The organism is Streptomyces sp. NPDC086787 (assembly GCF_044745865.1).
Lineage (GTDB): Bacteria > Actinomycetota > Actinomycetes > Streptomycetales > Streptomycetaceae > Streptomyces.
Genome location: NZ_JBIVBC010000002.1, coordinates 1 through 23159 on the forward strand (window position 1 = coordinate 1; position 23159 = coordinate 23159).

Sequence of the window (23159 nt, forward strand, 5' to 3'; positions counted from 1 at the left end):
TGCCCATGCACCGGCACCGCTTCCACGGCGATTGGAATTACACCCTCCACCCACAACTGCGCGACACGGCCGGCGCGGCCGAGGACCCGCGGCCGACCGAGGGCCTGCCCTCGCAGTCCCGCGCTGGTGGTCTCCGCAACCCGGAACTGACCGGCATGACCGAGCCGGCGCTGGACGCACTGGTCGACCAGCTGTCCCAGAGACTCGAGGAGCTACGTGAACACGGGCGGTCCCGGCAGCGAGGAGGTGACCGCATCCGGGCTCGCGGAGCCGGCGCCAAGGACAAGCTGACCACCGCCGACAGACTCCTGGCTACCGTGCTCTACCTGCGTAGACTTGGCACCCGAGACCTGATCGCCCAGCTCTTCGGAGTCAACGGCAGCACCCTCACCAGGGCCATTCACCAAGTCCAGCCCCTCCTCGCCGAGGACGGCTGCACGGTTCGACCCTCGACAGCCAGGTTCCGGACGCCCGCTGACATCACCACGTTCCTCGAAAACAGCAACCCCACAGAGATCAAGTCAGCATGTTGATTCTCTGCGAGCCCTAAGTTCGTGCAGCTCCGCCTCGGCAAAGGATCCCTGGCAGCCACTGGTCGGCCGTTCGGCGCGGTCTGCCAGGGCCGCTGTCCGCTCGTCGTTCGAGGTGTAGGGCCGCAGGTGGGCCCACTCGTCGAGGAGGGTGCGATTGAAGCGTTCGACCTTGCCGTTGGTCTGGGGCCGGTAGGGCCGGATCTTCTTGTGGGCGATGCCGGCCGTGGTGAGGGTCTGGGTGAAGAGCTTGGACTTGTAGCAGGATCCGTTGTCGGTCAGGACGCGTTCGACGGTGATGCCATGGGTGGCGAAGAACGCGTTCGCCCGCTGCCAGAAGGCGATGGCGGTGTGCTGGCGTTCGTCGGGCAGGATCTCGCTGCAGGCCAGGCGGGAGTGGTCGTCTACGGCCGAGTGGATGTAGCTGTGGCCGATGACCGGCTTGCAGCTCTTGCGCTGGTCGGTGGTGGTGGGTTTGTTGTCCATCGCGGTGCGGCGGTCCATGACCTTGTGGCCGCCGCCGTCGGGGATGTTGCCGAGTTTCCTGATGTCGACATGGACCAGTTCGCCGGGCCGGTCGCGTTCGTAGCGGCGGATCGGCCGGCCGGTGGGCCGGTCGAGCCAGGCCAGTCGGTTCAGGCCGTGCCGGAGAAGGATCCGGTGCACGGTGGAGGCGGGAAGGCCCAGGATCGGGCCGATCCGGGCCGGGCCGAGCTTGCGCTCGGAACGCAGCCGGCACACCTCGGTCTCGACCACCGGCGGCGTGCGGTGCGGGGTGCTGCGGGGCTTGCTCGAGCGGTCGTGCGGGCCCGCGTCGCCCTCGGTCCGCCGGCGGCGAACCCACTTGTGGGCCGTGGGACGGGATATGCCCATCTCCGCGGCCACGTGCGCGACGGGGCGGCCGGACAGGACACGTTCGACCAGGATCCGTCTGCCGTGAACGGTCAGCCGGGCATTACGGTGGGACACGAAGACCTCCGTGCGGTGAAGCCTAGACACCTCCACCACACCGGAGGTCTTCGCCATGATCAAGCCCCGTTCGTGTCAACAACGCTCGTGATCAATACACCTAGGCGGCCGACCTCCACACGAACGACTTCAACGGGCCAGGCCGCGGACGCGGGATCCTGTCGTCCGGACCTGGACGCAGGAGGCCACGTCAGACGGCGTTGCCGCCGACGGCCACCGGGACGCGTGGCGAGGGGGCGAGGGCGGCCTCGTGCGGGCCCGGGCCGCGCAGTCGCAGCCGGGCCAGGCCCACCACGGTGCCGCGCGGTGCCCGGGGCAGGTCCTCGGAGGTGGTCAGCCGCAGGGTCAGCCAGGCCTCGCCGCCGTCCTGCGGTATCGCGAAGGGCAGCGGCACGGCCGCCGTCTCACCGGGCCGCAGGTCCGGCAGTTCGGCGGGCCCGGTGAGCGTCCTGCCGTCCGCCAGCGACAGCTCCCACCGGCCGGTCAGCCCGCCCAACCCCCGCACGCGCCGATGATTGCCGAGCACGATCCCCTCGTGCCGGAAGCACCCGATCCGCACGTCCGTGCGGAAGACGAGGTGGTGGATGGTCGCGTCGCTCACGCGTCGCAGCATCCCGTGCCTCCGGAACTCCCGGATGAACCCGCCCTGAACCCGCGCGGACCGCTCGCCGACGTAGGGTGACGGCGTGAGGCTGACGATTCTGGGCGGCGGCGGATTCCGGGTGCCGCTCGTGTACGGGGCGCTGCTGACCGACCGCGCGGAGGGGCGGGTCACCGAGGTCGTACTGCACGACACGGACGACGCGCGGCTGAGCGCGATCGCCCGGGTGCTGTCCGAACAGGCCGCCGGAGTGCCCGACGCCCCGGCGGTCGGGGCCACCACCGACCTGGACGACGCGCTGCGCGGTGCCGACTTCGTCTTCTCCGCGATCCGTGTCGGCGGGCTGCGGGGCCGGGCCGACGACGAACGGGTGGCGCTCGCGGAGGGGGTCCTCGGCCAGGAGACGGTCGGCGCGGGCGGCATCGCGTACGGTCTGCGCACCGTCCCGGTCGCGGTCGACATCGCCCGCCGGGTGGCCCGCCTCGCGCCCGACGCCTGGCTCATCAACTTCACCAACCCGGCCGGTCTGGTGACCGAGGCGATGTCCCGCCACCTCGGGGACCGTGTCATCGGCATCTGCGACTCACCGGTCGGCCTCGGCCGCCGTATCGCCCGGGTGCTCGGCGCGGATCCGGGCCGGGCGTGGATCGACTACGTCGGCCTCAACCACCTCGGCTGGGTGCGCGGCCTGCGGGTCGCGGGACGCGACGAACTCCCGCGCCTGCTCGCCGACGACGACCTGCTGGGCTCCTTCGAGGAGGGCCGGCTGTTCGGCGCGGAATGGGTACGGTCCCTGGGCGCGGTGCCCAACGAGTACCTGCACTACTACTACTTCAACCGGGAGACGGTCGACGCCTACCAGCGGGCGGAACGGACCCGTGGCGCCTTCCTGCACGACCAGCAGGCCCGCTTCTACGAGGAGTTGCGCGACCCGGGCGCACCGGCCCTCGCCGCCTGGGACCGCACCCGCGCCGAACGCGAGGCCACCTACATGGCCGAGAACCGTGAGACGGCGGGGGCGGGCGAGCGCGACGCCGACGATCTGTCCGGCGGCTACGAGAAGGTCGCGCTCGCGCTGATGCGGGCCATTGCCCGCGACGAGCGTACGACGCTGATCCTGAACGTACGCAACCGGTCGGCCCTGTCGGCGCTGGACGCCGAGGCCGTCATCGAGGTTCCCTGCCTGGTCGACGCCGACGGCGCCCATCCGGTCGCGGTCGACCCGCTGCCCGGTCACGCCACCGGACTGGTGTGCGCGGTCAAGGCGGTCGAGCGTGAGGTGCTCGCGGCGGCGGAGTCGGGGTCGCGCGCGAGGGCGGTGCAGGCGTTCGCACTGCATCCGCTGGTCGACTCGGTGAACGTGGCCCGCAGGCTGGTCGACGGCTACACCGCCGTTCACCCGGGACTGGCCTACCTTCGGTAGGCGAGTCATTCGGGCCGGCCGGTCGCTCCCCGTGACAGCGGCCGGCCGGCCCGATCCCCCGTTCCCCCGTGGGATCCCCCGTTCCCCCGTTGTTTCTCACCTATATGAGTTCGCTGCCCGGCCCCTGATACACCCTCGCGGAAAATACCTTTCCGGGGCCGCTCCGTTCAGCCGGTGAAGCCGGCGGTGATCGAGGTGAACTGCCAGTTGTTCTGGCTGATGCCGGAGCAGTTGCTCACCACACCGCCGCCCGGACAGGGCCGGTCGCGGTTGACGGACCAGAAGGCGAGCCGGGCGATGTGGTGGGAGTCGGCCCAGTCGCGGACGCTGGTCCAGATCGCCGGGGTCGTTGTCTCCTGCTGGTCGGACAGGCCGTTCATGCCGGAGATGCCGATGTGGGCGTAGGCGGTGGCGTCGTCCCAGCCGAACGTCGACTTGAGCTTGGCCTTCAACCCCTCGGCCGCGGCCACGGTGTTGCCGTACATGTCGGAGCCGCCGCCGAAGTCGAACGGCATGATGGTGAACACGTCGATGTCTGCGCCGAGCGACTTGGCCTGCTCGATGAGCCGGTTGCCGTAGTACGTCGGGCCGGTGGTCGAGGTGCCGAAGGTGACGATGGTCCGCAGACCTGGGTTGTTGGCCTTGACCGTCTTCAGGGCGGTGAGGATCCTCGCCTGCACGGCCTCGTTCTCGAACTCGTCGGTGTTCTCGATGTCCATGTCGACGGACTTGAGGCCGTAGGCGTCGACGACCCTCTGGATGGCTCCGGCCAGCGCGCTCGCGGAGGAGCAGTTGGCGCCGAGCTTGCTGCCCTGCCAGCCGCCGAAGGACGGGACGACGTCACCGCCCGCGGAACGGATCTGGTTGATCGCGCTCTGGTCGACGCCGCCGGTCAGCGCCCGGCTGCCGTCCCAGGCGGGGGTGCAGCCGCCGGAGTCCAGCACGAACGCCATCGTGAACCACTTGACGCCGGTCGCGCTCATCACCGTTCCGGGGTTCGGCGGGTCGCCCCAGCCCTCGTACAGGTACGGTGCCGCCTGCTTGAAGCCGCTGCCGCCGCTGCCCGCGTTCGTGTTGACGGACACGGAGTTGGAGGCCGCGGAGGTGTTCCCGGCCGCGTCGCGTGCCTTCACGGTGAAGGAGTACGACGTGCTCGGCGCGAGCCCGCCGACCGTGGCGGTCGTACCGGACACGCTGAGCACCTGGCCCGAGCCGCTGTGGACGTCGTAGCCGGTGACGCCGGTGTTGTCGGTGGCCGCGTTCCACTTCAGGGACACGCTTGACGAGGTCTTGCCGGTCGAGGCCAGGCCGGTGGGCGCGGTGGGTGCCTGGGTGTCGCCCCCGCCTCCGCCGCCCGGCCCGTCCAGGCCGATGTCGTCGGCCTGGTAGGTGCCCTGCCCGTACCAGCCGTGGACGTAGACGGTGGCGCTGGTCTGCGCGGCCGCGGTGGTGAAGGAGACCGTCAGTCGACTGTAGGCCGACGGGGACGTGGTCCAGGTCGAGGGGCCGCCGGTGACCCCGAGGAAGACGTAGGAGCCGCGCACCCAGCCGCTGAGCGTGTAGGCGGTGTCGGGCTTGACCGTGATGGTCTGGGCGCACTGCGCGTTGTCGCTGTCGGTCGCCGCGCCGGCCAGGGCCCGGGAGCCGCCGTGGACGGGGGAGGAGACCACCGAGCCGAGGTTGCCGGAGCAGGTCCAGGGGGAGAGGCCGCCCGACTCGAAGCCGGGATTGGTGAGGATGTTGGCCGCCTGGGCCGTACCGGGCAGGGCGATGGCTCCGGCCAGTGCCAGGGCCGCGGCCCCGGTCAGGGCGAGCAGGCGGTGTCTGAGTCGTCCGAGTGTGTTGCGCACGCGATCTCCCTGAAGAAGTGGGGTTTTCGGGAGTGCTTCGGGAGTGCAGGGGAGTGCGGGGAATACGAAGTGGCGCGCAACCAAGTTGGTTTGGACCAATCACGGTGTCAAGGGGCTGCGCCGTGATTGGTCCAGACCGGTGCTACAGGGCCGGGGCGGCCGCGGTGGCGGTCCGGGGCGTCGGCGCGGGGACCGCCGGGAGCAGCGGTTCCGCGTCCCCCGTCCGCTGCTGGGGCATCGTCACCGGACGCAGTGGACGCGACCCGGCGACCACTGTGTAGTCCTGGCCCAGGAACGGCGCCTCGATCACGCCGGGATCCTCCCCGAGCGCCAGTCGCACCGCCGCCCATGGCGCGTTGACCCCGCACAGGGCGAGTTGGTGCAGGCCGCCCGCCGGACGGGTGTTGACGTCGAGCAGCACCGGCCGGTCGCCGTACATCCGGAACTGGATGTTGGACAGATAGTGCAGTCCGAAGCCCTCCGCGATCAGCCGTGCCGGCGCCAGCCACTGCTCGTGCAGGGTAAAGCCGCGGCGGCGGCCATGCTTGGTGCGGCCCACGGCCAGCCGGACACGGTTGTCGGGGCCGGTGAGGCAGTCGACCGACACCTCCGGCTGCCCCAGACGCGGCATCACCAGCCAGTCCACGTACTCCCCGGACCGCTCCAGCGCCTCGACCACCAGATCGAGCTGCACCTGCGGGCCCGGGAAGCCGTCCAGGTCGAGCAGGGAGAACGGGGCGCGCGTGATCACCCGGAAGCCCACCCCGCCGGCACCGGACGCCGGCTTGAAGCACGCCTTGTGGCCGTCCGCCTCCAGCCGTTCCACGGCCGCGACGAGTTCGTCCGCCGTCCGCACCCGCCACCACGGCGGTACCGGCACGCCGACCGAGCGGACCGCCTCGTATGCCGTCGCCTTGTCCTCGAAGACGGCCACCGCCTGCGGCGTCGGCGCCAGCAGTGCCGTACCGGCCGCCTCGAACTCGGCGCGGTGCGCCACGACGGCCCCCTGGTGCAGCCGGGGCACGAACACGTCGATGCCGCGCCGCGCGCACTGGTCCAGGGCGTATTCGACGTAAGCGGCCGGGGACAGGCCCTCCGGCTCCAGGTCGGCGGTGTCGGCGGCGGCCAGCACGGGCGAGTCGGCGTCGCCGTGCGTGGCGTGGATCTCGACCGCCCGGTCGCTGGGATTGTGCCGCAGCTGATCCATGAAGAACACGTTCTCCGCGTACGTGCGGTTCAGCCAGACGCGTACGCGAGAGACCATGCAGGCCGCCTTTCGGGGATTCCGGGCAGGGCGGAGCAGCCCGTGCCCGGGAAGGGATGTTTTGGGGGGACGCCAAAACGCCCTGTGCGAAGGGAGGTTCGGGGGCGGTGGTGTCGGTCGGATCATACGGGTTTCAAAGGGCCCGGCGTGCAACGCGCGTGTTACGGATTCTCCGCCGCCCTCTTCCCCGCTCCCGCCGCCCTCCCGCTCCCCGCTTTCCGCCGCCGGACGCCACTCGTCCTGGTTCGCCCTTGTACCGGTGCGGGTGCGTGTGTTCTCGTGTGGGCACTGGCTTGATCAGGAGGGGGCACGGGGTGGAGTCGACGGCGGGTGGTGCCGGGCGGTTGCTGGCCATCAGCGACCTGCACATCGCATACGCCGAGAACCGCGCGCTCGTCGAGGCGATGCGCCCGGAGACGGACGACGACTGGCTGATCGTCGCGGGGGACGTCGCGGAGACCGTGGCGGACATCCGCTGGGCGCTCCAGACCCTCACCGGCCACTTCCGCAAGGTCCTGTGGGTGCCCGGCAACCACGACCTGTGGACCCACCCCAAGGACCCCGTCACCCTGCGCGGCGTCCCCAGGTACGACTACCTGGTCGAGATGTGCCGGGGCCTCGGTGTCATCACCCCCGAGGACCCCTACCCCGTCTGGGACGGCCCCGGCGGCCCGGTGGCCGTCGCCCCGCTGTTCCTCCTGTACGACTACTCGTTCCTGCCGGCCGGATCCGCGACGAAGGAGGAGGGCCTCGCCTACGCGCACGGCACCGGCATCGTCTGCAACGACGAGTACCTGCTGCACCCCGACCCCTACCCCACCCGCGAGGCCTGGTGCCGTGCCCGGGTCGCCGCCACGGAACGCAGACTCGCCGAGATCCCGGACGACCTGCCCACCGTGCTGATCAACCACTATCCGCTGGACCGGCATCCCACCGACGTGCTGTGGTACCCCGAGTTCGCCATGTGGTGCGGAACCCGGCTCACCGCCGACTGGCACCGCAGATTCCGGGTCGACACCATGGTCTACGGTCATCTGCACATACCCCGGACCACCTGGCTCGACGGCGTCCGCTTCGAGGAGGTGTCCGTGGGATATCCCCGCGAGTGGCGCAAGCGCCCGGAACCCCCGGGAAAGCTGCGCCGCATATTGCCGATGGAGGTCGGATCCGTTGATCGAGGAGCTGCTCCCGGACTCGGTCGTCGCCGTGGAACTGCGCGGTGACGACGCGATCCAGGAGTTCCCGCTCTATCCCGAGGAGGAGGCGCTCATGGTTCGCGCGGTGGCCAAGCGCCGCCGCGAGTTCTCGTCGGTGCGCCTCTGCGCCCGGCGGGCGATGGAGAAGCTGGACGTCCCCGCGCAGCCCATCGTGCCCGGCGACAGCGGAGCCCCGCGCTGGCCGGACGGGGTGGTCGGCAGCATGACCCACAGCGACGGCTACTGCGCCGCGGCCCTGGTGCGGGCCGCAGACCTCGCCTCCCTCGGCATCGACGCGGAACCCGACGAACCCCTCCCGGGAGAAGTGGTCTCCTACGTCTTCCTGCCCTCGGAGCGCGAGCGGCTGCGCCGGCTCGCCGAGGAGCGCCCCGCCGTGCACTGGGACCGGATCCTGTTCAGCGCCAAGGAGTCCGTCTACAAGGCGTGGTTCCCCCTCACCGGAAAGTGGCTGGACTTCTCGGAGGCCGACATCCAGCTCCACGCGGACCCCGGCGAACCGCCGCACGGCCGGCTGCATGCCGAACTGCTCGTCCCCGGCCCCTGGGTGGGCGACCGGCGCGTGCAGCGGTTCGAGGGCCGCTGGAGCGTGCGGCAGGGCGTCGTCACGACAGCCGTCGCCGTGCCCCACGCCGACGGTTGACCCGCTCACGGGTGCGGGCACCACAGGCGCAGCAGCTGGAAGAACTCCTCCTCGTTGCCCGTCAGGCCCGCGTCCGCCAGGGCCTGTTCGGCCTCGGCGAGCACGGACGGCGGGACGGCGGGTGGTCGCGCGCCCCCGGGCGGACCGTCGAAGGCGGCGCGCACCGTGTGCAGCAGTCGCAGATAGGCTCGTACCGCGGTGCGCTCACGGTCGGTCAGTACGGCGGTGGGCATCGGTCGGCTCTCCCCGTTCGGCTGCAAGGTCGCGCGCGCCCGTCGGACGCGCGTTTCCAGCTTGCCGCCCGGCACTGACAACGGGGCCCCGCCCGGCGTCAGCCCTGCGGCCTCAGATACCCGAGCGACGCCTCGATACGGCCCGCCAGATGGTCCCGTTTGACCGGGCCGCGCTGGGCCGAACCGGCGAGCAGCGTACGGCACTTGCTGGCCAGCAGCAGCCCGAAGGTCTCCGCGTCGCGCTCCTCGTCCAGGTCGAAGCGGGTGCGGGCGGCCGCCCGCTGGACGGTCGCCTGGAGGGCCGCCCGGTCCGTCTCGACGCCGTCGCCGAGCAGCCGGGTGGCGACGGACACGCCTTCGACGTGGTGACTGCCGTGCCCGGCGGTCATGTGCCACAGCTCATGGCCGAGGATCACCAGCTGATGGTCCGGCGCGGTGCGTTCCTCGACGACGATGAGGTCCTGCTCGGTCATGTCGAGCCACAGCCCACTGGCGGTACCCGGCGGGAAGACCGCCGTACGGAAACGGACGGGACGGCCGCGGCGGCGGCTCATCGCCTCGCACAGCGCGGCGTAGAGGTGGTCCGGCGGCACCGGCGCGGGCAGCGTCAGCTCCCCGACCAGCTCGCCGCACAGCCTGCGCATGTCCTTGCCGATGCTCACTGTCCTCCCCCGGTTCACGAGTCGGGCCGCTTGACGCTCTCCAGGAGCATGTCCAGCCACTCCGCGACCTTGTCCCGGTGCTGGTCGGTGGGCAGCTGCGCGGCCCGCCAGGCGATTCCGCGCACACCGTGGTCCTGGAGCAGCCGTTCCAGTGGATCCTCCGCCGGGTCGGCCGCCGCCCGCTCCCGGTCGGCGAGTTTCTGCAACAGCTCCTGCTCGCTGCGCTGGAGGGCGCCCGCCAGCGCCTCGGGGTCCTCCGCGGTGAGGAAACCGGCGTGCACCCGGAAGAAGCGCTGGATCGCGTCGCAGTGCTCCATGGTGGGGCGCCGGTCGCCGTTGATGAGGGCGCCCGCCTGCTGCCGGGACATGCCCGCGCCGTCGGCTATCTCCTGCTGGGTGTACCGGCGCCCGTTCGGCTTGAGCCGGGTGCGGCGCAGCAGATCGAGCCGTTGCAGGAATCTCGCCTGCACGTCCGGTTCACCCGCGGGCCGTCCGCTCAGCAGGGCCTTGACCACGGGTTCGGGTACGCCGCTGGCGACCGACAGCCGTGCGATGTCGAAGACCTCGGGGTGCGTCACGCCGAGCCGGTCGGCGAGCGCGGAGACGCGGGCGGCGACGGCCGGCAACTGGGCGTTCGCCGTGGCGCCCGGATCCTCGTAGCCATCCGTCACCGACAGAACTCCTACGTCTCTCAGGGGTTTCAGTGGCTTCTCACAAGGGATTGCCGTGAACTTCCCGGAGAGTAGCGGGTGGTTCGAACCCGCATCCAGGTCTCGCCACAACTGTGGCCAATTTCAGCCGTCAACCGGCATGGAATGCCACGATAGTTGACATCACTCTCGTCGGGGCAGCAGGATCACTTCGCCGCGTGAAGGCCGCATAGGCAAGAGGGGTGACCTCCCGATGGCATATCAGGCAGGAGGGCAGCGGCGGGCGCCGCGGCCCGTCCCCGGGGGCCTCGAGGCCCAGGCGTATCTCCAGGACTACGCCACGCTGCTGGAGGCGGTCGCCTTCCCGTCCGTGGTCTTCGACCACCGCTGGGACGTGGTGCTGGCCAACAGCGCCTTCGAGGCCCTGTTCCGCGGTGTCGGCCCGCATCCCACCGCCATGCCGTGCGACAACCTCCTGCGGTTCGTACTGTTCCACCCCGACGCGGGCACGGTGCTCGGGGAGCACGAGCCCCGCTGGTGCCTGCCGATGCTGGCGCACTTCAAGGCGGCTCTGGAGCGGTACGGCCACGACCACGAACTCCAGGCCATCCGCCGGGAGATCGCCCAGGACCCCATCATGGAGGCCGCCTACCGGCACGGTCTGCCGCACTGGATCCGGGTGATGGGGGAGACGGCCCTGGAGTACGACGGTTCCGTCCGGCCCCTGCTGCACCCCGACCCGCGCTGGGGCGCGACCGAGTGCCGCATCGTCGGTGACACCCCCAAGATGCTTCAGACCATGGGCTTCACGCGGCTGACCCTGGTGGTGCGCGACCCCCGCCGCCCCGCCACGGCCCCCCGCCGCACCCGGCGTCCGCGTGGCGCGGCCGCCCACCTGACCGTCGTACCGGCACGGGACGCCTGACCCGGCCCTCGGTTCCCGGGGCGGGCGGAATCCGGCCGACTTCTCGGCACGCGCCCACGGCCGGCGCGGGCGTCGACCGGGCCGCCACGGACTGCCCCCAACCACTCATGTACCGGTGGCCTTCACGCCTACGTCACCGGACCCTTCCCGGACGTTCGCCGCGGTTGGAACACTCGCACGCGCACCATGTGTCACGTTGTGGCCACCCCCGTACGTCAGGACGAGAGGTCCGTCAGCCATGACCGAAGCAAGCCGCCGCCGATTCCTCCAACTCGCGGGCGCCACAACGGCGTTCACCGCACTGAACGGGAGCGTCCAGCGGGCCGCCGCGCTGCCCGCGCATCACCGCACCGGATCGATCGAGGACGTCGAGCACATCGTCGTGCTGATGCAGGAGAACCGGTCGTTCGACCACTACTTCGGCTCGCTCGGCGGCGTCCGGGGCTTCGGCGACCCGCGCCCGGCGTCCCCGCAGAAGGGCAGGTCCGTCTGGCACCAGTCGGACGGCACCAAGGACGTCCTGCCCTTCCACCCCGACGCCGACGACCTGGGGCTCGCCTTCATCCAGGACCTGCCGCACGGCTGGAACGACGGGCACGCGGCCTTCAACCAGGGCGCGTACGACAAGTGGGTGCCCGCCAAGGGGTCCACGACCATGGCGTACCTGAACCGCGACGACATACCGTTCCACTACGCACTCGCCGACGCCTTCACCATCTGCGACGCCTACCACTGCTCGTTCATCGGCTCGACCGACCCGAACCGCTACTACCTGTGGACCGGCTACACCGGCAACGACGGCCAGGGCGGCGGCCCGGTCCTCGGCAACGACGAGGCGGGTTACGCCTGGACGACCTACCCCGAACGCCTGGAGCGGGCCGGGATCTCCTGGAAGATCTACCAGGACGTCGGCGACGGCCTGGACGCGGGCGGCTCCTGGGGCTGGATCAAGGACGCCTACCGCGGCAACTACGGCGACAACTCACTGCTCTACTTCAAGCAGTACCAGAACGCCCAGCCCGGCGACCCGCTCCACGACAAGGCCCGCACCGGCACCGACGCCCGCAAGGGGGAGGGCTTCTTCGACCGGCTGAAGGCCGACGTGCGAGGCGGAAAGCTGCCACAGGTCTCCTGGATCGCCGCTCCCGAGGCGTTCACGGAGCACCCCAACTGGCCCGCGAACTACGGCGCCTGGTACATCTCCCAGGTCATCGACGCGCTCACCTCCGACCCGGCGGTCTGGGCGAAGACGGCCCTGTTCATCACCTACGACGAGAACGACGGCTTCTTCGACCACGTCGTCCCGCCCTTCCCGCCGTCCTCCGCCGCGCAGGGCAGGTCCACCGTCGACGTCGGCCCGGACCTCTTCAAGGGCGACGCCGGCCATGTGGCCGGTCCCTACGGCCTCGGCCAGCGGGTCCCGATGCTCGTCGTCTCCCCGTGGAGCAAGGGCGGCTACGTCTGCTCCGAGACCTTCGACCACACCTCGGTCATCCGGTTCATCGAGCGTCGATTCGGTGTGCGCGAGCCCAACATCTCGCCCTGGCGGCGCGCGATATGCGGTGACCTGACCACCGCGTTCGACTTCTCCCGCACGGACGCCCGGCCGGTACGGCTGCCGGACACGGCCGGATACCAGCCGAGGGACCACGACCGGCACCCCGACTATGTGCCGAAGCCGCCCGCCGACCCCGCCCTGCCCAAGCAGGAGCGCGGACACCGGCCCACCCGCCCGCTCCGTTACGCCCCCCTGGTGGACGGTTCGGCGGACAGCAGGGCCGGGACCTTCACCCTGACCTTCGCCTCCGGCCCGAAGGCCGGCGCCGCCTTCCTCATCACCTCCGGCAACCGCACGGACGGCCCCTGGAGCTACACCACCGAGGCCGGCAAGCGGATCTCCGACACATGGAACTCGGCCTACTCGAACGGGTCGTACGACCTCACCGTGCACGGCCCGAACGGCTTCCTGCGCGTCTTCAAGGGGCCGGGCCGGACGGCCGGCCCCGAGGTGACCGCCCGGCACTCGGGCGACGACATCGAACTGACCCTCACCAACCGCGGCACCGGCACGGCCGTCCTGACGCTCGGCGACGGCTACACCGGGCGCTCGCGGTCGCTGCGGGTGCGTCCCGGTGCCACGGTGCGGCACACGGTCGACCTCACGGCGAGCCGCCGCTGGTACGACGTCACCGTCACCTCCGAGGCCGACCCGTCCTTTGTGCGGCGGTTCGCCGGACATGTCGAGAACGGGTGCGCCGGTGTCAGTGACCCCGCGATCGTCACGGAGTGACGGGGCGATGAACACCGTGAAGTACGGGCTGGTCAGGTACCGGTCACCTCGGGGTAGTGTGCCCCGGTGACCACGCAATCGAACACTCCTGCAGGCTGGTACCCGGATCCGCACGGGGCAGCCCAGACGCTCCGTTACTGGGACGGCGCGCAGTGGACCGACCACACCAGCCCGGCCCAGCAGGGCGCCCCGCAGGGCGCGCCGCAGGCCGCCGTCCCGCATCAGGCGGGCCCTGACGCCAAGGTGCAGCGCCAGGTGCAGCAGGCCGGAGTCGCCGCGGGTGGCCCCGGCGGCGGCACCCTGTTCACCGAGCCCGTCCTGGTGGTGAACCAGAAGGCCAAGCTGATCGAGCTGACCAACGAGTACAAGGTCATGGATCAGGGCGGCCGCGAGATCGGTTCGGTCGTCCAGGTCGGCCAGGGTGTGCTGAAGAAGATCCTCCGGTTCGTCTCCAGCCTCGACCAGTTCATGACGCACAAGCTGGAGATCCGTGACGCCTACGGCCAGCCGCAGCTGCTGCTGACCCGCCCGGCGAAGATCTTCAAGTCCCGGGTGATCGTGTCGCGTCCGGACGGGTCGCAGGTCGGCGAGATCGTCCAGAAGAACATGATCGGCAAGATCAACTTCGCGATGAACGCGAACGGCCAGCAGGTCGGCGCGATCAAGGCGGAGAACTGGCGGGCCTGGAACTTTGCGATCGTCGACCACGCGGACAACGAGGTCGCCCGGATCACCAAGACCTGGGAAGGCCTCGCCAAGACGCTGTTCACGACCGCGGACAACTACGTTCTCCAGGTCCACTACCAGCTGCCCGAGCCGCTGCTGAGCCTCGTGGTGGCGACCGCGCTCACCGTGGACACCGCGCTGAAGCAGGACGCGCGGGGCTGGGGCTGACCGGACCCCCGCACGGCGACGGCGGCCGGTGCGCGCGATTCCCGCGCGCACCGGCCGCCGTTCTTTCGTGAGGTGACCTCACGAGGGGGCCGACGGACCTACGGCGTCCTGGCCGGCGGCCCTACAACCGGGTCAGTCGTCGGCCGGGGTCCCGCTGCCTCGGAATCAGGGCCGGCTCCGACGCGGCCGACCCCGGCTCCAGCGCCAGTACCGCGGCCACCGGATGGTCCTCGCCGGGCCCGGCGCCGTGCGCGGCCGGGGCGGTCGCCCGGGTCAGCAGCACCACGCCCCTGGCGGCCAGTGCCGCGCCCGCCAGGGCCAGCAGCACTCCCGCCGCGCCGCCCCGCAGGCCCTGCCCGAGCAGGGTCAGCCCGATCACCGCCGCAGCCACCGGGTTGGTCAGCGTCACCACCGCCAGCGGGGCGCCGAGGCCGCCGCGGTAGGCCGTCTGCGACAGCAGCAGCCCGCCAGCCGCGAACGCGGCGACGAGCACCGCCACCACGATCACCTCCGGGCCGAAGGCCGGGCTCGTGCGGTCCGTCGCCGCCACGGTCACCGTCTGGGTGAGCGCCGATGCCACACCGGAGGCGAAGCCGGCCGCGGTCGCGTGCCGCAGGCCCGGCCGGGCGCCGGGCCGGGACAGCGCGCCGATCAGAGCGGCGGTCGTACCGGCGACCGCCAGTGCCTCGGTGAGGCTCAGCACCCGCTCCGGTGCCGGACCCGAGGCACTCACCAGCACGGCGGACAGCCCCAGCAGGGTCAGCGCCGTGCCCCGCCACTCGGCCGGGGAGACCGGCCGTCCGGCGGCCCGCGCCCCCATCGGGACCGCCGCGACCAAGGTGAGCGCGCCGAGCGGCTGCACCACGGTCAGCGGGCCGTACTTGAGGGCCGCGACGTGCAGCACGGCCGCGCCCGCGTTCAGCCCGACCGCCGACCACCAGGCGCCGGTGCCGAGCAGCCGCACCAGGCCGGCGCCGGACGCGCGCGAGGCGAGCCGCTCCTGGGCGACCGCGGCGGCCGCGTACGCGACGGCCGAGACCAGCGAGAGGGCTACGGCGATCAGGACGGCGTTCATCGGCCCGCTCCCACGAGAACCGGCTCCTGCGGGGCGAACACGGGGATGCCGTGCCCGCGCCCGATCGCGGCTGTCGTATGCCGTGGCGGGTGGATGAGCGCGAGCGCGACCCCCAGCATGGCCGTGGCGGCGATCGCGTCCAGCCAGTAGTGGTTCGCCGTGCCCACGATCACCAGCAGGGTGACCGCCGGGTGCAGCAGCCACAGCAGGCGCCAGCGGGACCGGGTCGCCACGATCAGGCCTATCGCCACCATCAGCGCCCACCCGAAGTGCAGCGACGGCATCGCGGCGAACTGGTTGGAGAGATGGTCGCTGCTCGGCGGCCCGTACACCGACGGGCCGTACACCCGGGCGGTGTCCACCAGGCCGGTCGCGGCCAGCATGCGCGGCGGGGCGAGCGGGAACGTGAAGGGCAGCACCAGGGCGGCCGCGGTGACCGCCGCGAGCACCCGGCGGGCCCAGACGTAGTGCGCCGGCCGCCGCAGGTACAGCCAGACCAGGAACGCCAGCGTGGCCGGGAAGTGGATGGTCGCGTAGTAGGTGTTCGCGAGGTGCACCAGGGAGTCGCTGTGCAGCAGCGCGGACTGCACCGAGCCCTCGCCGGGCAGATGGACGGCCCGTTCCAGGCTCCACACGTCCCGGGCGTTGCGCAGGGCTTCGCCGGTGTGCCCCGTGGCCAGTTGCCGGCCGAGCTTGTAGACGAGGAAGAGCCCTGCGACGAGCAGGAGCTCACGGACGAGCCGCGGCCGGGACAAGGCGGCCGGCTCGGCTTCTACAGGCTCGGTTCGGGCATTCATCCCCCGGCCCCTTCGCTGACGGTGGTGCGTGTGGTGGTGCGTGGTGAGACCCGGACCGAGGCCCGAACTCATCGATACGTCGCCGTACCGATACGTCAGTGTACCGATACGTGGGAGTACCGGTACACTGACGTATCGATTGACGTACGACACACTGGATACAGGCTTCGCAGCCGCGCTAGAGCCCCGCTTCAGGCAGGGTTGAGAAACGGCAGGACGCGCGAGCCGTACGCGAGTGAGGGAGAGCGCATGACGTCGCAGGCCGCGGAGGACCCGGAGACGGTCGCCGCCTCGCGCCGCTCCAAGATCACGCCCGAGCGTGAGCGGGAGTTCTTCGACGCCGTCCTCGAACAGATCCGCGAGTGCGGGTATGAGTCGCTCACCATGGAGGGCGTCGCCTCCAGCACCCGGTGCAGCAAGTCCACCCTCTACCGCCAGTGGAAGACCAAACCCCAGTTCGTCGCGGCGGCCCTGCGCGCCAACCGCAAGGTGCGCTTCAGCGGTATCGACACCGGATCGCTCAGGGAGGACCTGCGCCAGGCCGCGCGCGCGGCGGGGGACTGGTCCGACAAGGACACCCGGCTGTTCCAGGCCCTCGGCCACGCCGTCACCCAGGACCTCGAGTTGCAGCAGGCGCTGCGCGAGACCCTGGTCGATCCCGAGATCGCCGCGCTCAGGGAGATCCTCCGGCGCGGTGCGGAGCGGGGCGAGGTGCGGCCGGACAACCCGGCGCTGGAGTACGTGCCCGCGATGATCTTCGGCGTGGTGCGCGCCCGGCCGGTGCTCACCGGCCAGTACGCCGACTCCGACTATCTGCTCCGGTTCGTGGAGGCCGCCGTGCTGCCCGCACTCGGGCTCACCTGAGACGCAGGACGCCGTCCGCAGGATGACCGGACGGCGGCCTGTCCGCGCCGCACCGTGGGGACGGGGGCGGCGCACACCCCCCGGCCGGGTGGGGTTCCCCTTGAGCGGAGGGGCGCCCCACCCGGCCGCATGATTCGCTCACCGGCGCGGTCAGACGCTCTGGCCGTCGCCGCCGCCGGACGACACCTTGATCCCGTTCGTGATCTCCTCGATGACCGTTTCCTGCTTTCCGGCGTCGATGCCGAAGCGGACCACGACGAACCGCCGCGGATTCGCCGGGGAGGGGAAGGCGAGCGACTCGACGACGCCGTCGGCACCCTGGCTGGTGACCGCCTTCCAGCGGATCAGGTAGCCCTTCTGCCCGGCCACGGTCACCGCCTGGGAGGCGAGCACCTTGTGCGAGGTGATGCTGCCGTAGGTGGCGCCGCCGTAGGACTCCTCGGCATTCTTCGCGATGTCCCCCTTGGCGATCTCCTCGGCCGTGCTGCCGTTGAGCACGGGCATCGAATAGGCACCCCCTGCGGTGCACGACTTGGCTGTGTCACCGGGGCACTTGTAGGTGTCGCCCGAGGTCAGCCACGCGCCCTGCCCGGTCTCCTGCCCGGTCCAGCCCTTCGGCACGGGCAGGCTGATCCCGTTGAGCGGGTCGTGCACCGTGCCGCCGCCCGGGATCGCCGGCGGCCTGCTCGACTCCGGCGAGGGCGACTCCCCGCCCGGCCCGTCGCCCCGGCCCTCGGGTCCGCCCGGCCCGTCGGCGCCCCGCCGCGAGTCGGCCCGGTTGCCGTCGCCGGAGTCACCCCTGGTGAGCGCGTACACACCGAACCCGATGCTCGCGAGCACCGCGACGGCGACCGTGACCGCTATGCCCGTGCGCACACCGCGCCGGCCACCGGGCGGCGGCACGGCCGGGTAGCCGGGGTACCCCGGGTAGGCCGGATACCCGTGCTGCGCCGCGTACGGGCCGGTGCCCTGCGGCTGAACCGGGGGACCCCATGCGGCGGCCGGTTGCGCGGGGCGGGTCCGGTCCGTCCACGCCGTGCCGTCCCACCAGCGCTCGGTGGGGGCACCGTCATTCGTCTGCCCGGGGTCGGGGTACCACCCGGGAGGAGTCACCTGCGTCATGCCCCCACCGTATGAGGCCTCGGTGAAAACCAGATGAGCGGCCCACCCGACGGCGCGGCCCGCGACCCCACGGCCCGGTACTGACGGCCCGTCGGCTCCCTGGTGGTGGCCGATTCGAGCCGTCCCGCGTCGCCTTCGCGTACGTCCGTTCACCCGTGACGGCAACACCTGTCCGGACCGGCCCCACCCGGCCTCCCCGACGGCTACGCTCGTGCTGTGTACGTCGTCCGGGCGACTTTGGGGAGGTAGCAGGATGACGGAGGTACGGCCCCCAGCGGCCACCTCGGCCTCCCTGTGGGAGCGTGACGCGGAGATCGCCACCGTGAAGCGGGCACTCGACGCCCTGTGCGCGGAGGGCTCCTCCTCCGGAAATCTGCTCATCCTGCGCGGCGAGGCCGGCATCGGCAAGACGGCACTGCTGGCGGAGACCCGCCGGATCGCCGAACGCCGAGGCTGCACGGTGTGGTCCGCCCGGGGCGGCGAGACCCTCAGGTCCGTCCCGTTCAACGTGCTGCGCCAACTGCTCCAGCCCGCACTCGTCTCGCTCATGCCCGAGGAGGCCCGCGAGTACCTCGGCGACTGGTACGGCATCGCCGGTCCCGCGCTAGGCATCGCCGAACCCAGCGGCCGGCAGCCGGACCCGCAGGGCGTCTGCGAGGGCCTGGTGGCCGCCGTACGCAGGCTCGCCAAACGGGAATGGCCCCTGGTGCTGCTCATCGACGACGCGCACTGGGCCGACCAGGAGACCCTCGGCTGGCTCTCCGCGTTCGCCGAACGGCTCGACGACCTCTCCGTACTGGTCGTGGTCGCCCGCCGCTCCCACGACATCAGCGGCGACACCGCCCGCCATCTGGACGCCGTCGCGGCCACCGTCGACCACCCCGTCACCGATCTGAGCGCCCTCACCCCGGGCGCCACCGCCGGACTCACCCGGGCCACCCTCGGCCGGCACGCCGACGACCCGTTCTGCCGCGAGGTGTGGGCCGTCACCGGCGGCAATCCGTACGACACCGTCGAACTCCTCGCCAAGGTGCAGGACAGCGAACTCGAACCGGTCGAGGCCCAGGCCGGTGAACTGCGCCCGCTCAACCGCTCCGCCCGCGGCGGCGGACTCGTCGCCCGCCTGCACAACCTCGGCAGCGACGCCACCCGGTTCGCCTGGGCGGCCGCCATCCTCGACACCGGCATCACCGTGCAACTGGTCGCCCAGCTCGCCACCATGGCCCCGGACGACGCGGAGCGCTGCGCCGAACGGCTGCGCGAGGCCCGGATCCTCACCGAACCCGACCCCGCCGACCAGCACGGCGACGGAGACCTGGAGTTCGTCCACCCGCTGATCGCCTCCGCCGTCTACAACTCCATCCCGGAGAAGACGTGCACCGGCATGCACGGCATCGCCGCCCAGGTCGTCACCGAATCGGGGCGCGGCGCCGCCGCGGCCTCCCGCCATCTGCTCCAGGTGCACCCGGACGACGACGCGGAACTCGTCGAGCAGCTGCGCGAGGCGGCCAGGGAGCACCTCGCGGTCGGCGCCCCCGACGCGGCCCGCCGCTGCCTGGAACGCGCGCTGCTCGAACCGCCGCGTCCCGACGTCCACGCGCGCGTGCTCCACGAACTGGGCTGCGCCACCCTGCTGACCGCGCCCGCCACCACCATCGAGCACCTCCAGAACGCCCTCGCCATGAGCGGACTCGACGGTGACACACGCATCGACGCCGTGATCCGCCTCTCCCAGGCGCTCCTCCACAACAACCAGCTGGAGGAAGCGGTCCGCACCGTCGAGGCCGAGGCCGCCCGGCACGAGGCCGGCCCCGCTCAACTGCGGCTGCGGGCCGTGCAGTACATGTGGGAGGGCATCCACGCCGGCGAGGCGATCTCCTCCGGACGCTCCGAACACCTCGCCGAACTCGCCCGGACCTGCACCGGCAGGGACAACTCCGAGCGCGCGCTGCTGATCCTGCGCGGCTTCGACGCCATGACCCACGGGGAGAGCGCGGAGGAGGTCGCCGAGCTGTGCGACCGCGCCCTCGTCAACGGCAGGCTGGCTCCGGGGCTCGGCTGGACCGACACCGAGTGGGGCATCGAGCTGCTGCTGATGCTGTCCAGCGCGTACGCCTTCGCCGACCGCCTCGACCGCGCCGAAGCCCTCCACAACGAGGCGCTGCGCACCTATGAGACCGCCCGCTGGAACGGCGGCCACCTCGCCCTGGCCCACGCCTACGTCGGTGTCGGGCACCGCAGGCGCGGCCGGCTCCGGGAGGCGGAGGCCTCCCAGCGGGAGTCGCTGCGGGTGGCCGAACGGGTCGGCCGCGGGCTGCCCCTGTACTGGACCGCCTCCTGCAACCTCGTCGACACGCTGCTCGCCCGCGGCCGGGTCGACGAGGCCTGGTCGGTCGCCGAGCGGTACGGGTTCGCACCCCCGTACCCGTCCACGATCGTGCTCCCCGACCCGCGCACCGTGCGCGGCCGGTTGCTGCTCGCGGTCGGCCGCACCGACGAGGGCATCGAAGAACTGGAGGCCGCGGGGAAGGCGGCGGCTGTCCGCGGCCACCACAACCCGGTGATGGTCACCTGGATGGCCGACCTGGCGCGGGCCCTCGCCACCAGGGATCCGTCCCGGGCCGCCCAGCTCGCCACCGAGGCTCGCCGTCAGGCCGAGCGGTTCGGCACGGACACCGCCATCGGCGAGGCCCTGCGTTGCGCGGCGGCCCTCGAGACCGGACAGCGCGCGGTACGGCTCGCCGGGCAGGCGGCCGCCTACCTGGAAGCCTCACCCTGCCAGTACGAACACGCGGCCGCCCGCGTCGAGTACGGCATCGTGTCCCGATCCGTCACCGAACTCAACCGCGGCCTGGCCCTCGCCCGCTCCTGCGGCGCGGACGGCCTGGTGACCCAGGCGAGGGAGGCGCTGGACGCCCTGCACGAGCCGCGCTGACACACCGGCACCGGCGTGGCCGGCGCCACTCAGCCGGGCGTGCCCAGGATCTCCCCGAGGTCGTAGCGGACCGGCTCCTCAAGCTGGGCGTAGGTGCAGCTCTCGGGGGTGCGGTCCGGGCGCCAGCGGCGGAAGCGGGCCGTGTGGCGGAAGCGGGCCCCGTTCTCCATGTGGTCGTAAGCCACCTCGGCCACCCGCTCGGGCCGCAGCGGCACCCAGGACAGGTCCTTCTTGCCCGACCAGCGGCTCGGCGCGCCGGGCAGCCGCGCCGACTCGTGGGCCGCCTCGTCCGACCAGGCGGCCCACGGATGCCCGGCCACCTCCGCCATGCGCAGCGGCTCCAGTTCCTCGACCAGTTCGGCCCGCCGTTTCATCGTGAAGGCCGCCGACACCCCGACGTGCTGCAGGGCGCCGCTGTCGTCGTACAGGCCGAGCAGCAGCGAACCCACCACCGGGCCGCTCTTGTGGAAGCGGTAGCCCGCCACCACCACGTCCGCCGTGCGCTCGTGCTTGATCTTGAACATGGCGCGCTCGTCCCGCAGATAGCGCAGGTCCAGCGGCTTGGCGACCACTCCGTCCAGCCCCGCGCCCTCGTACTGCTCGAACCACCGCCGGGCCACCCCGACATCGGTGGTCGCCGGCGCCAGATGAACCGGTGCCGTCACCCCGGACAACGCCTCGGCGAGCAGCGTGCGCCGGTCCGCGAGCGGCATCTCCAACAGCGACTCGTCGCCCAGCGCCAGCAGGTCGAACGCCACGAAGGAGGCGGGCGTCCGCTCCGCCAGCGTCCGCACCCGGGAGTCCGCCGGATGGATCCGCTCGGTCAGCGCGTCGAAGTCGAGCCGCCCCTCCCGCGCGATCACGATCTCGCCGTCCATCACACAGCGCACCGGCAGCCGCTCCGTGAAGGCCGCCACCAGCTCGGGAAAGTACCTGGTGAGCGGCTTCCCGGTGCGACTGCCGACCTCGATCTCGGCCCCGTCCCGGAACACGATCGCGCGGAACCCGTCCCACTTCGCCTCGTAGTGCATACCCGGCGGAATGCTCGCCACCGACTTGGCGAGCATCGGCTTCACGGGCGGCATGACCGGAAGATCCATGCCTTGATTCTGCGCGCCCCCGGCGGCCGCCGCCCGGTGTGCGCGCCGCGTGCGGGACGCCTACCGTGGCCGCATGGGTGACGCGGTGGAACTGGAGGCGGGCGGCCGGACCGTGCGGTTGTCCAGCCCGGACAAGGTGTTCTTTCCCGAGCGCGGATTCACCAAGCTGGACCTTGCCCGCTACTACATCGCGGTCGGCCCCGGCATTCTGCGTGCCCTGCGCGACCGGCCCACCACCCTGGAGCGCTACCCGGACGGCGTGACCGGCGAGTCCTTCTTCCAGAAACGGGCGCCCAAGAACATGCCCGACTGGATCCCCACCTCCCACATCACCTTTCCCAGCGGCCGCACCGCCGACGAGATGTGCCCGACCGAGCAGGCCGCCGTGCTGTGGGCCGCGCAGTACGGCACGCTCACCTTCCATCCCTGGCCGGTGCGGCGCACGGACGTGGACCACCCCGACGAACTGCGCATCGACCTCGACCCGCAGCCCGGCACCGACTACGCGGACGCCGTGCGCGCGGCCCACGAACTGCGCGCGGTGCTGGACGAGTTCGGCGGGTTGCGCGGCTGGCCCAAGACGAGTGGCGGGCGCGGACTGCACGTCTTCGTGCCCATCGAACCGCGCTGGACCTTCACCCAGGTGCGCCGGGCCGCCATCGCCGTCGGCCGCGAGCTGGCACGCAGGATGCCGGACCAGGTGACGATCAAGTGGTGGAAGGAGGAGCGCGGCGAGCGCATCTTCGTCGACTACAACCAGACCGCCCGGGACCGCACCATCGCGTCCGCCTACTCCGTACGCCCCCATCCGCACGCCCCCGTCTCGGCCCCGCTGCGCTGGGCGGAAATCGGCGACGCCCACCCCCGGGACTTCGACCTCGCGACCATGCCCGCGCGGTTCGCCGAACTCGGTGATGTGCACGCCAACATGGACGACCAGGCCTTCTCCCTGGACGTCCTGCTCGAACTCGCCCGCCGGGACGAGCACGACCACGGTCTCGGCGACCTGCCCTACCCGCCCGAGTACCCGAAGATGCCCGGAGAACCCAAACGGGTGCAGCCCAGCCGGGCCAGGCGCGCCGAATAACCGGCCACGCCCTGGGGCAACGGCCGCAGAG

Annotated in this window: 20 protein-coding genes and 1 pseudogene; 10 read left to right on the forward strand and 11 right to left on the reverse strand. The window is 71.8% G+C overall.

What is annotated here, in order from left to right; translation table 11 throughout:
- The coding region (locus tag ACIPK3_RS06125; RefSeq protein WP_402566873.1) for a transposase family protein at positions 1-533 on the forward strand (533 nt) is incomplete at its 5' end.
- Here the strand turns inward: ACIPK3_RS06125 and ACIPK3_RS06130 are convergent.
- Positions 522-1499, reverse strand: coding sequence for an IS481 family transposase (locus ACIPK3_RS06130; protein WP_402567798.1), 978 nt, complete (start codon positions 1497-1499; stop codon positions 522-524). The two genes, ACIPK3_RS06125 and ACIPK3_RS06130, sit on opposite strands and share 12 nt — an antisense overlap.
- A 214-nt stretch (positions 1500-1713) precedes the next feature.
- Positions 1714-2166: pseudogene (locus tag ACIPK3_RS06135) on the reverse strand (DUF4981 domain-containing protein); the annotation flags it as partial.
- A gap of 19 nt (positions 2167-2185) precedes the next feature.
- Between ACIPK3_RS06135 and ACIPK3_RS06140 the strand changes: the two are divergent.
- Positions 2186-3523 (forward strand): 6-phospho-beta-glucosidase, encoded by a 1338-nt coding sequence (locus ACIPK3_RS06140; protein WP_402566874.1) that lies wholly within the window; start codon positions 2186-2188, stop codon positions 3521-3523.
- Between the two features lie 167 nt (positions 3524-3690).
- On the opposite strand, the gene ACIPK3_RS06145 is transcribed toward ACIPK3_RS06140, so the two are convergent.
- Together ACIPK3_RS06145 and ACIPK3_RS06150 are read right to left on the reverse strand one after the other, a co-directional pair.
- Positions 3691-5373, reverse strand: coding sequence for a carbohydrate binding domain-containing protein (locus tag ACIPK3_RS06145; protein WP_402566875.1), 1683 nt, complete (start codon positions 5371-5373; stop codon positions 3691-3693).
- Positions 5374-5515: 142 nt separating this feature from the next.
- On the reverse strand, positions 5516-6637 hold the full coding sequence (locus ACIPK3_RS06150; protein WP_402566876.1) for an ATP-grasp domain-containing protein: 1122 nt from the start codon (positions 6635-6637) through the stop codon (positions 5516-5518).
- A 314-nt stretch (positions 6638-6951) separates the two neighbouring features.
- On the opposite strand from ACIPK3_RS06150, the gene ACIPK3_RS06155 reads away from it, so the two are divergent.
- Together ACIPK3_RS06155 and ACIPK3_RS06160 are read left to right on the forward strand one after the other, a co-directional pair.
- Complete coding sequence (locus ACIPK3_RS06155) at positions 6952-7860, forward strand: metallophosphoesterase family protein (RefSeq protein WP_402566877.1); 909 nt, start codon at positions 6952-6954, stop codon at positions 7858-7860.
- The gene (locus tag ACIPK3_RS06160; protein ID WP_402566878.1) at positions 7808-8494 is read left to right on the forward strand and encodes a 4'-phosphopantetheinyl transferase; all 687 of its coding nucleotides are present in this window, start codon (positions 7808-7810) and stop codon (positions 8492-8494) included. The genes ACIPK3_RS06155 and ACIPK3_RS06160 overlap by 53 nt, the downstream gene beginning before the upstream one ends.
- A gap of 5 nt (positions 8495-8499) precedes the next feature.
- Here ACIPK3_RS06160 and ACIPK3_RS06165 read toward each other — a convergent pair whose 3' ends face one another.
- From ACIPK3_RS06165 to ACIPK3_RS06175, 3 genes are all read right to left on the reverse strand, one after another.
- Positions 8500-8727: a hypothetical protein gene (locus ACIPK3_RS06165; RefSeq protein WP_402566879.1), complete on the reverse strand. Its 228-nt coding sequence runs from the start codon at positions 8725-8727 to the stop codon at positions 8500-8502.
- 98 nt (positions 8728-8825) lie between these two features.
- On the reverse strand, positions 8826-9389 hold the full coding sequence (locus ACIPK3_RS06170; protein WP_402566880.1) for a toxin-antitoxin system, toxin component: 564 nt from the start codon (positions 9387-9389) through the stop codon (positions 8826-8828).
- Positions 9390-9403: 14 nt separating this feature from the next.
- Entirely contained in the window at positions 9404-10060 is a 657-nt protein-coding gene (locus tag ACIPK3_RS06175; protein WP_402566881.1) for a helix-turn-helix domain-containing protein, read from the reverse strand.
- 232 nt (positions 10061-10292) lie between these two features.
- Here ACIPK3_RS06175 and ACIPK3_RS06180 point away from each other — a divergent pair, with 232 nt between their 5' ends.
- The 3 genes from ACIPK3_RS06180 (at position 10293) to ACIPK3_RS06190 (ending at position 14148) form a co-directional block, all read left to right on the forward strand.
- Positions 10293-10964, forward strand: coding sequence for a hypothetical protein (locus ACIPK3_RS06180; protein ID WP_402566882.1), 672 nt, complete (start codon positions 10293-10295; stop codon positions 10962-10964).
- Positions 10965-11202: 238 nt separating this feature from the next.
- Complete coding sequence (locus ACIPK3_RS06185) at positions 11203-13254, forward strand: phosphocholine-specific phospholipase C (RefSeq protein ID WP_402566883.1); 2052 nt, start codon at positions 11203-11205, stop codon at positions 13252-13254.
- A gap of 66 nt (positions 13255-13320) precedes the next feature.
- Positions 13321-14148: a phospholipid scramblase-related protein gene (locus tag ACIPK3_RS06190; protein WP_402566884.1), complete on the forward strand. Its 828-nt coding sequence runs from the start codon at positions 13321-13323 to the stop codon at positions 14146-14148.
- 121 nt (positions 14149-14269) lie between these two features.
- Here ACIPK3_RS06190 and ACIPK3_RS06195 read toward each other — a convergent pair whose 3' ends face one another.
- Both ACIPK3_RS06195 and ACIPK3_RS06200 read right to left on the reverse strand, forming a co-directional pair.
- Complete coding sequence (locus ACIPK3_RS06195) at positions 14270-15223, reverse strand: hypothetical protein (RefSeq protein WP_402566885.1); 954 nt, start codon at positions 15221-15223, stop codon at positions 14270-14272.
- A complete protein-coding gene (locus ACIPK3_RS06200; RefSeq protein WP_402566886.1) occupies positions 15220-16020 on the reverse strand; it encodes a phosphatase PAP2 family protein in 801 nt (266 codons plus the stop codon). Before ACIPK3_RS06200 ends, ACIPK3_RS06195 begins: the two co-directional genes overlap by 4 nt.
- A gap of 249 nt (positions 16021-16269) precedes the next feature.
- Between ACIPK3_RS06200 and ACIPK3_RS06205 the strand changes: the two genes are divergently transcribed.
- Positions 16270-16884, forward strand: coding sequence for a TetR/AcrR family transcriptional regulator C-terminal ligand-binding domain-containing protein (locus ACIPK3_RS06205; protein ID WP_402566887.1), 615 nt, complete (start codon positions 16270-16272; stop codon positions 16882-16884).
- A 150-nt stretch (positions 16885-17034) separates the two neighbouring features.
- On the opposite strand, the gene ACIPK3_RS06210 is transcribed toward ACIPK3_RS06205, so the two are convergent.
- Positions 17035-18006, reverse strand: coding sequence for a DUF2510 domain-containing protein (locus tag ACIPK3_RS06210; RefSeq protein ID WP_402566888.1), 972 nt, complete (start codon positions 18004-18006; stop codon positions 17035-17037).
- Between the two features lie 253 nt (positions 18007-18259).
- On the opposite strand from ACIPK3_RS06210, the gene ACIPK3_RS06215 reads away from it, so the two are divergent.
- Positions 18260-20941: an ATP-binding protein gene (locus tag ACIPK3_RS06215; RefSeq protein WP_402566889.1), complete on the forward strand. Its 2682-nt coding sequence runs from the start codon at positions 18260-18262 to the stop codon at positions 20939-20941.
- A 29-nt stretch (positions 20942-20970) separates the two neighbouring features.
- On the opposite strand, the gene ACIPK3_RS06220 is transcribed toward ACIPK3_RS06215, so the two are convergent.
- Positions 20971-22041, reverse strand: coding sequence for an ATP-dependent DNA ligase (locus tag ACIPK3_RS06220; RefSeq protein ID WP_402566890.1), 1071 nt, complete (start codon positions 22039-22041; stop codon positions 20971-20973).
- A gap of 73 nt (positions 22042-22114) precedes the next feature.
- Between ACIPK3_RS06220 and ligD the strand changes: the two genes are divergently transcribed.
- Entirely contained in the window at positions 22115-23128 is a 1014-nt protein-coding gene (gene ligD / locus ACIPK3_RS06225) for a non-homologous end-joining DNA ligase (RefSeq protein ID WP_402566891.1), read from the forward strand.
- Positions 23129-23159 lie beyond the last annotated feature (31 nt).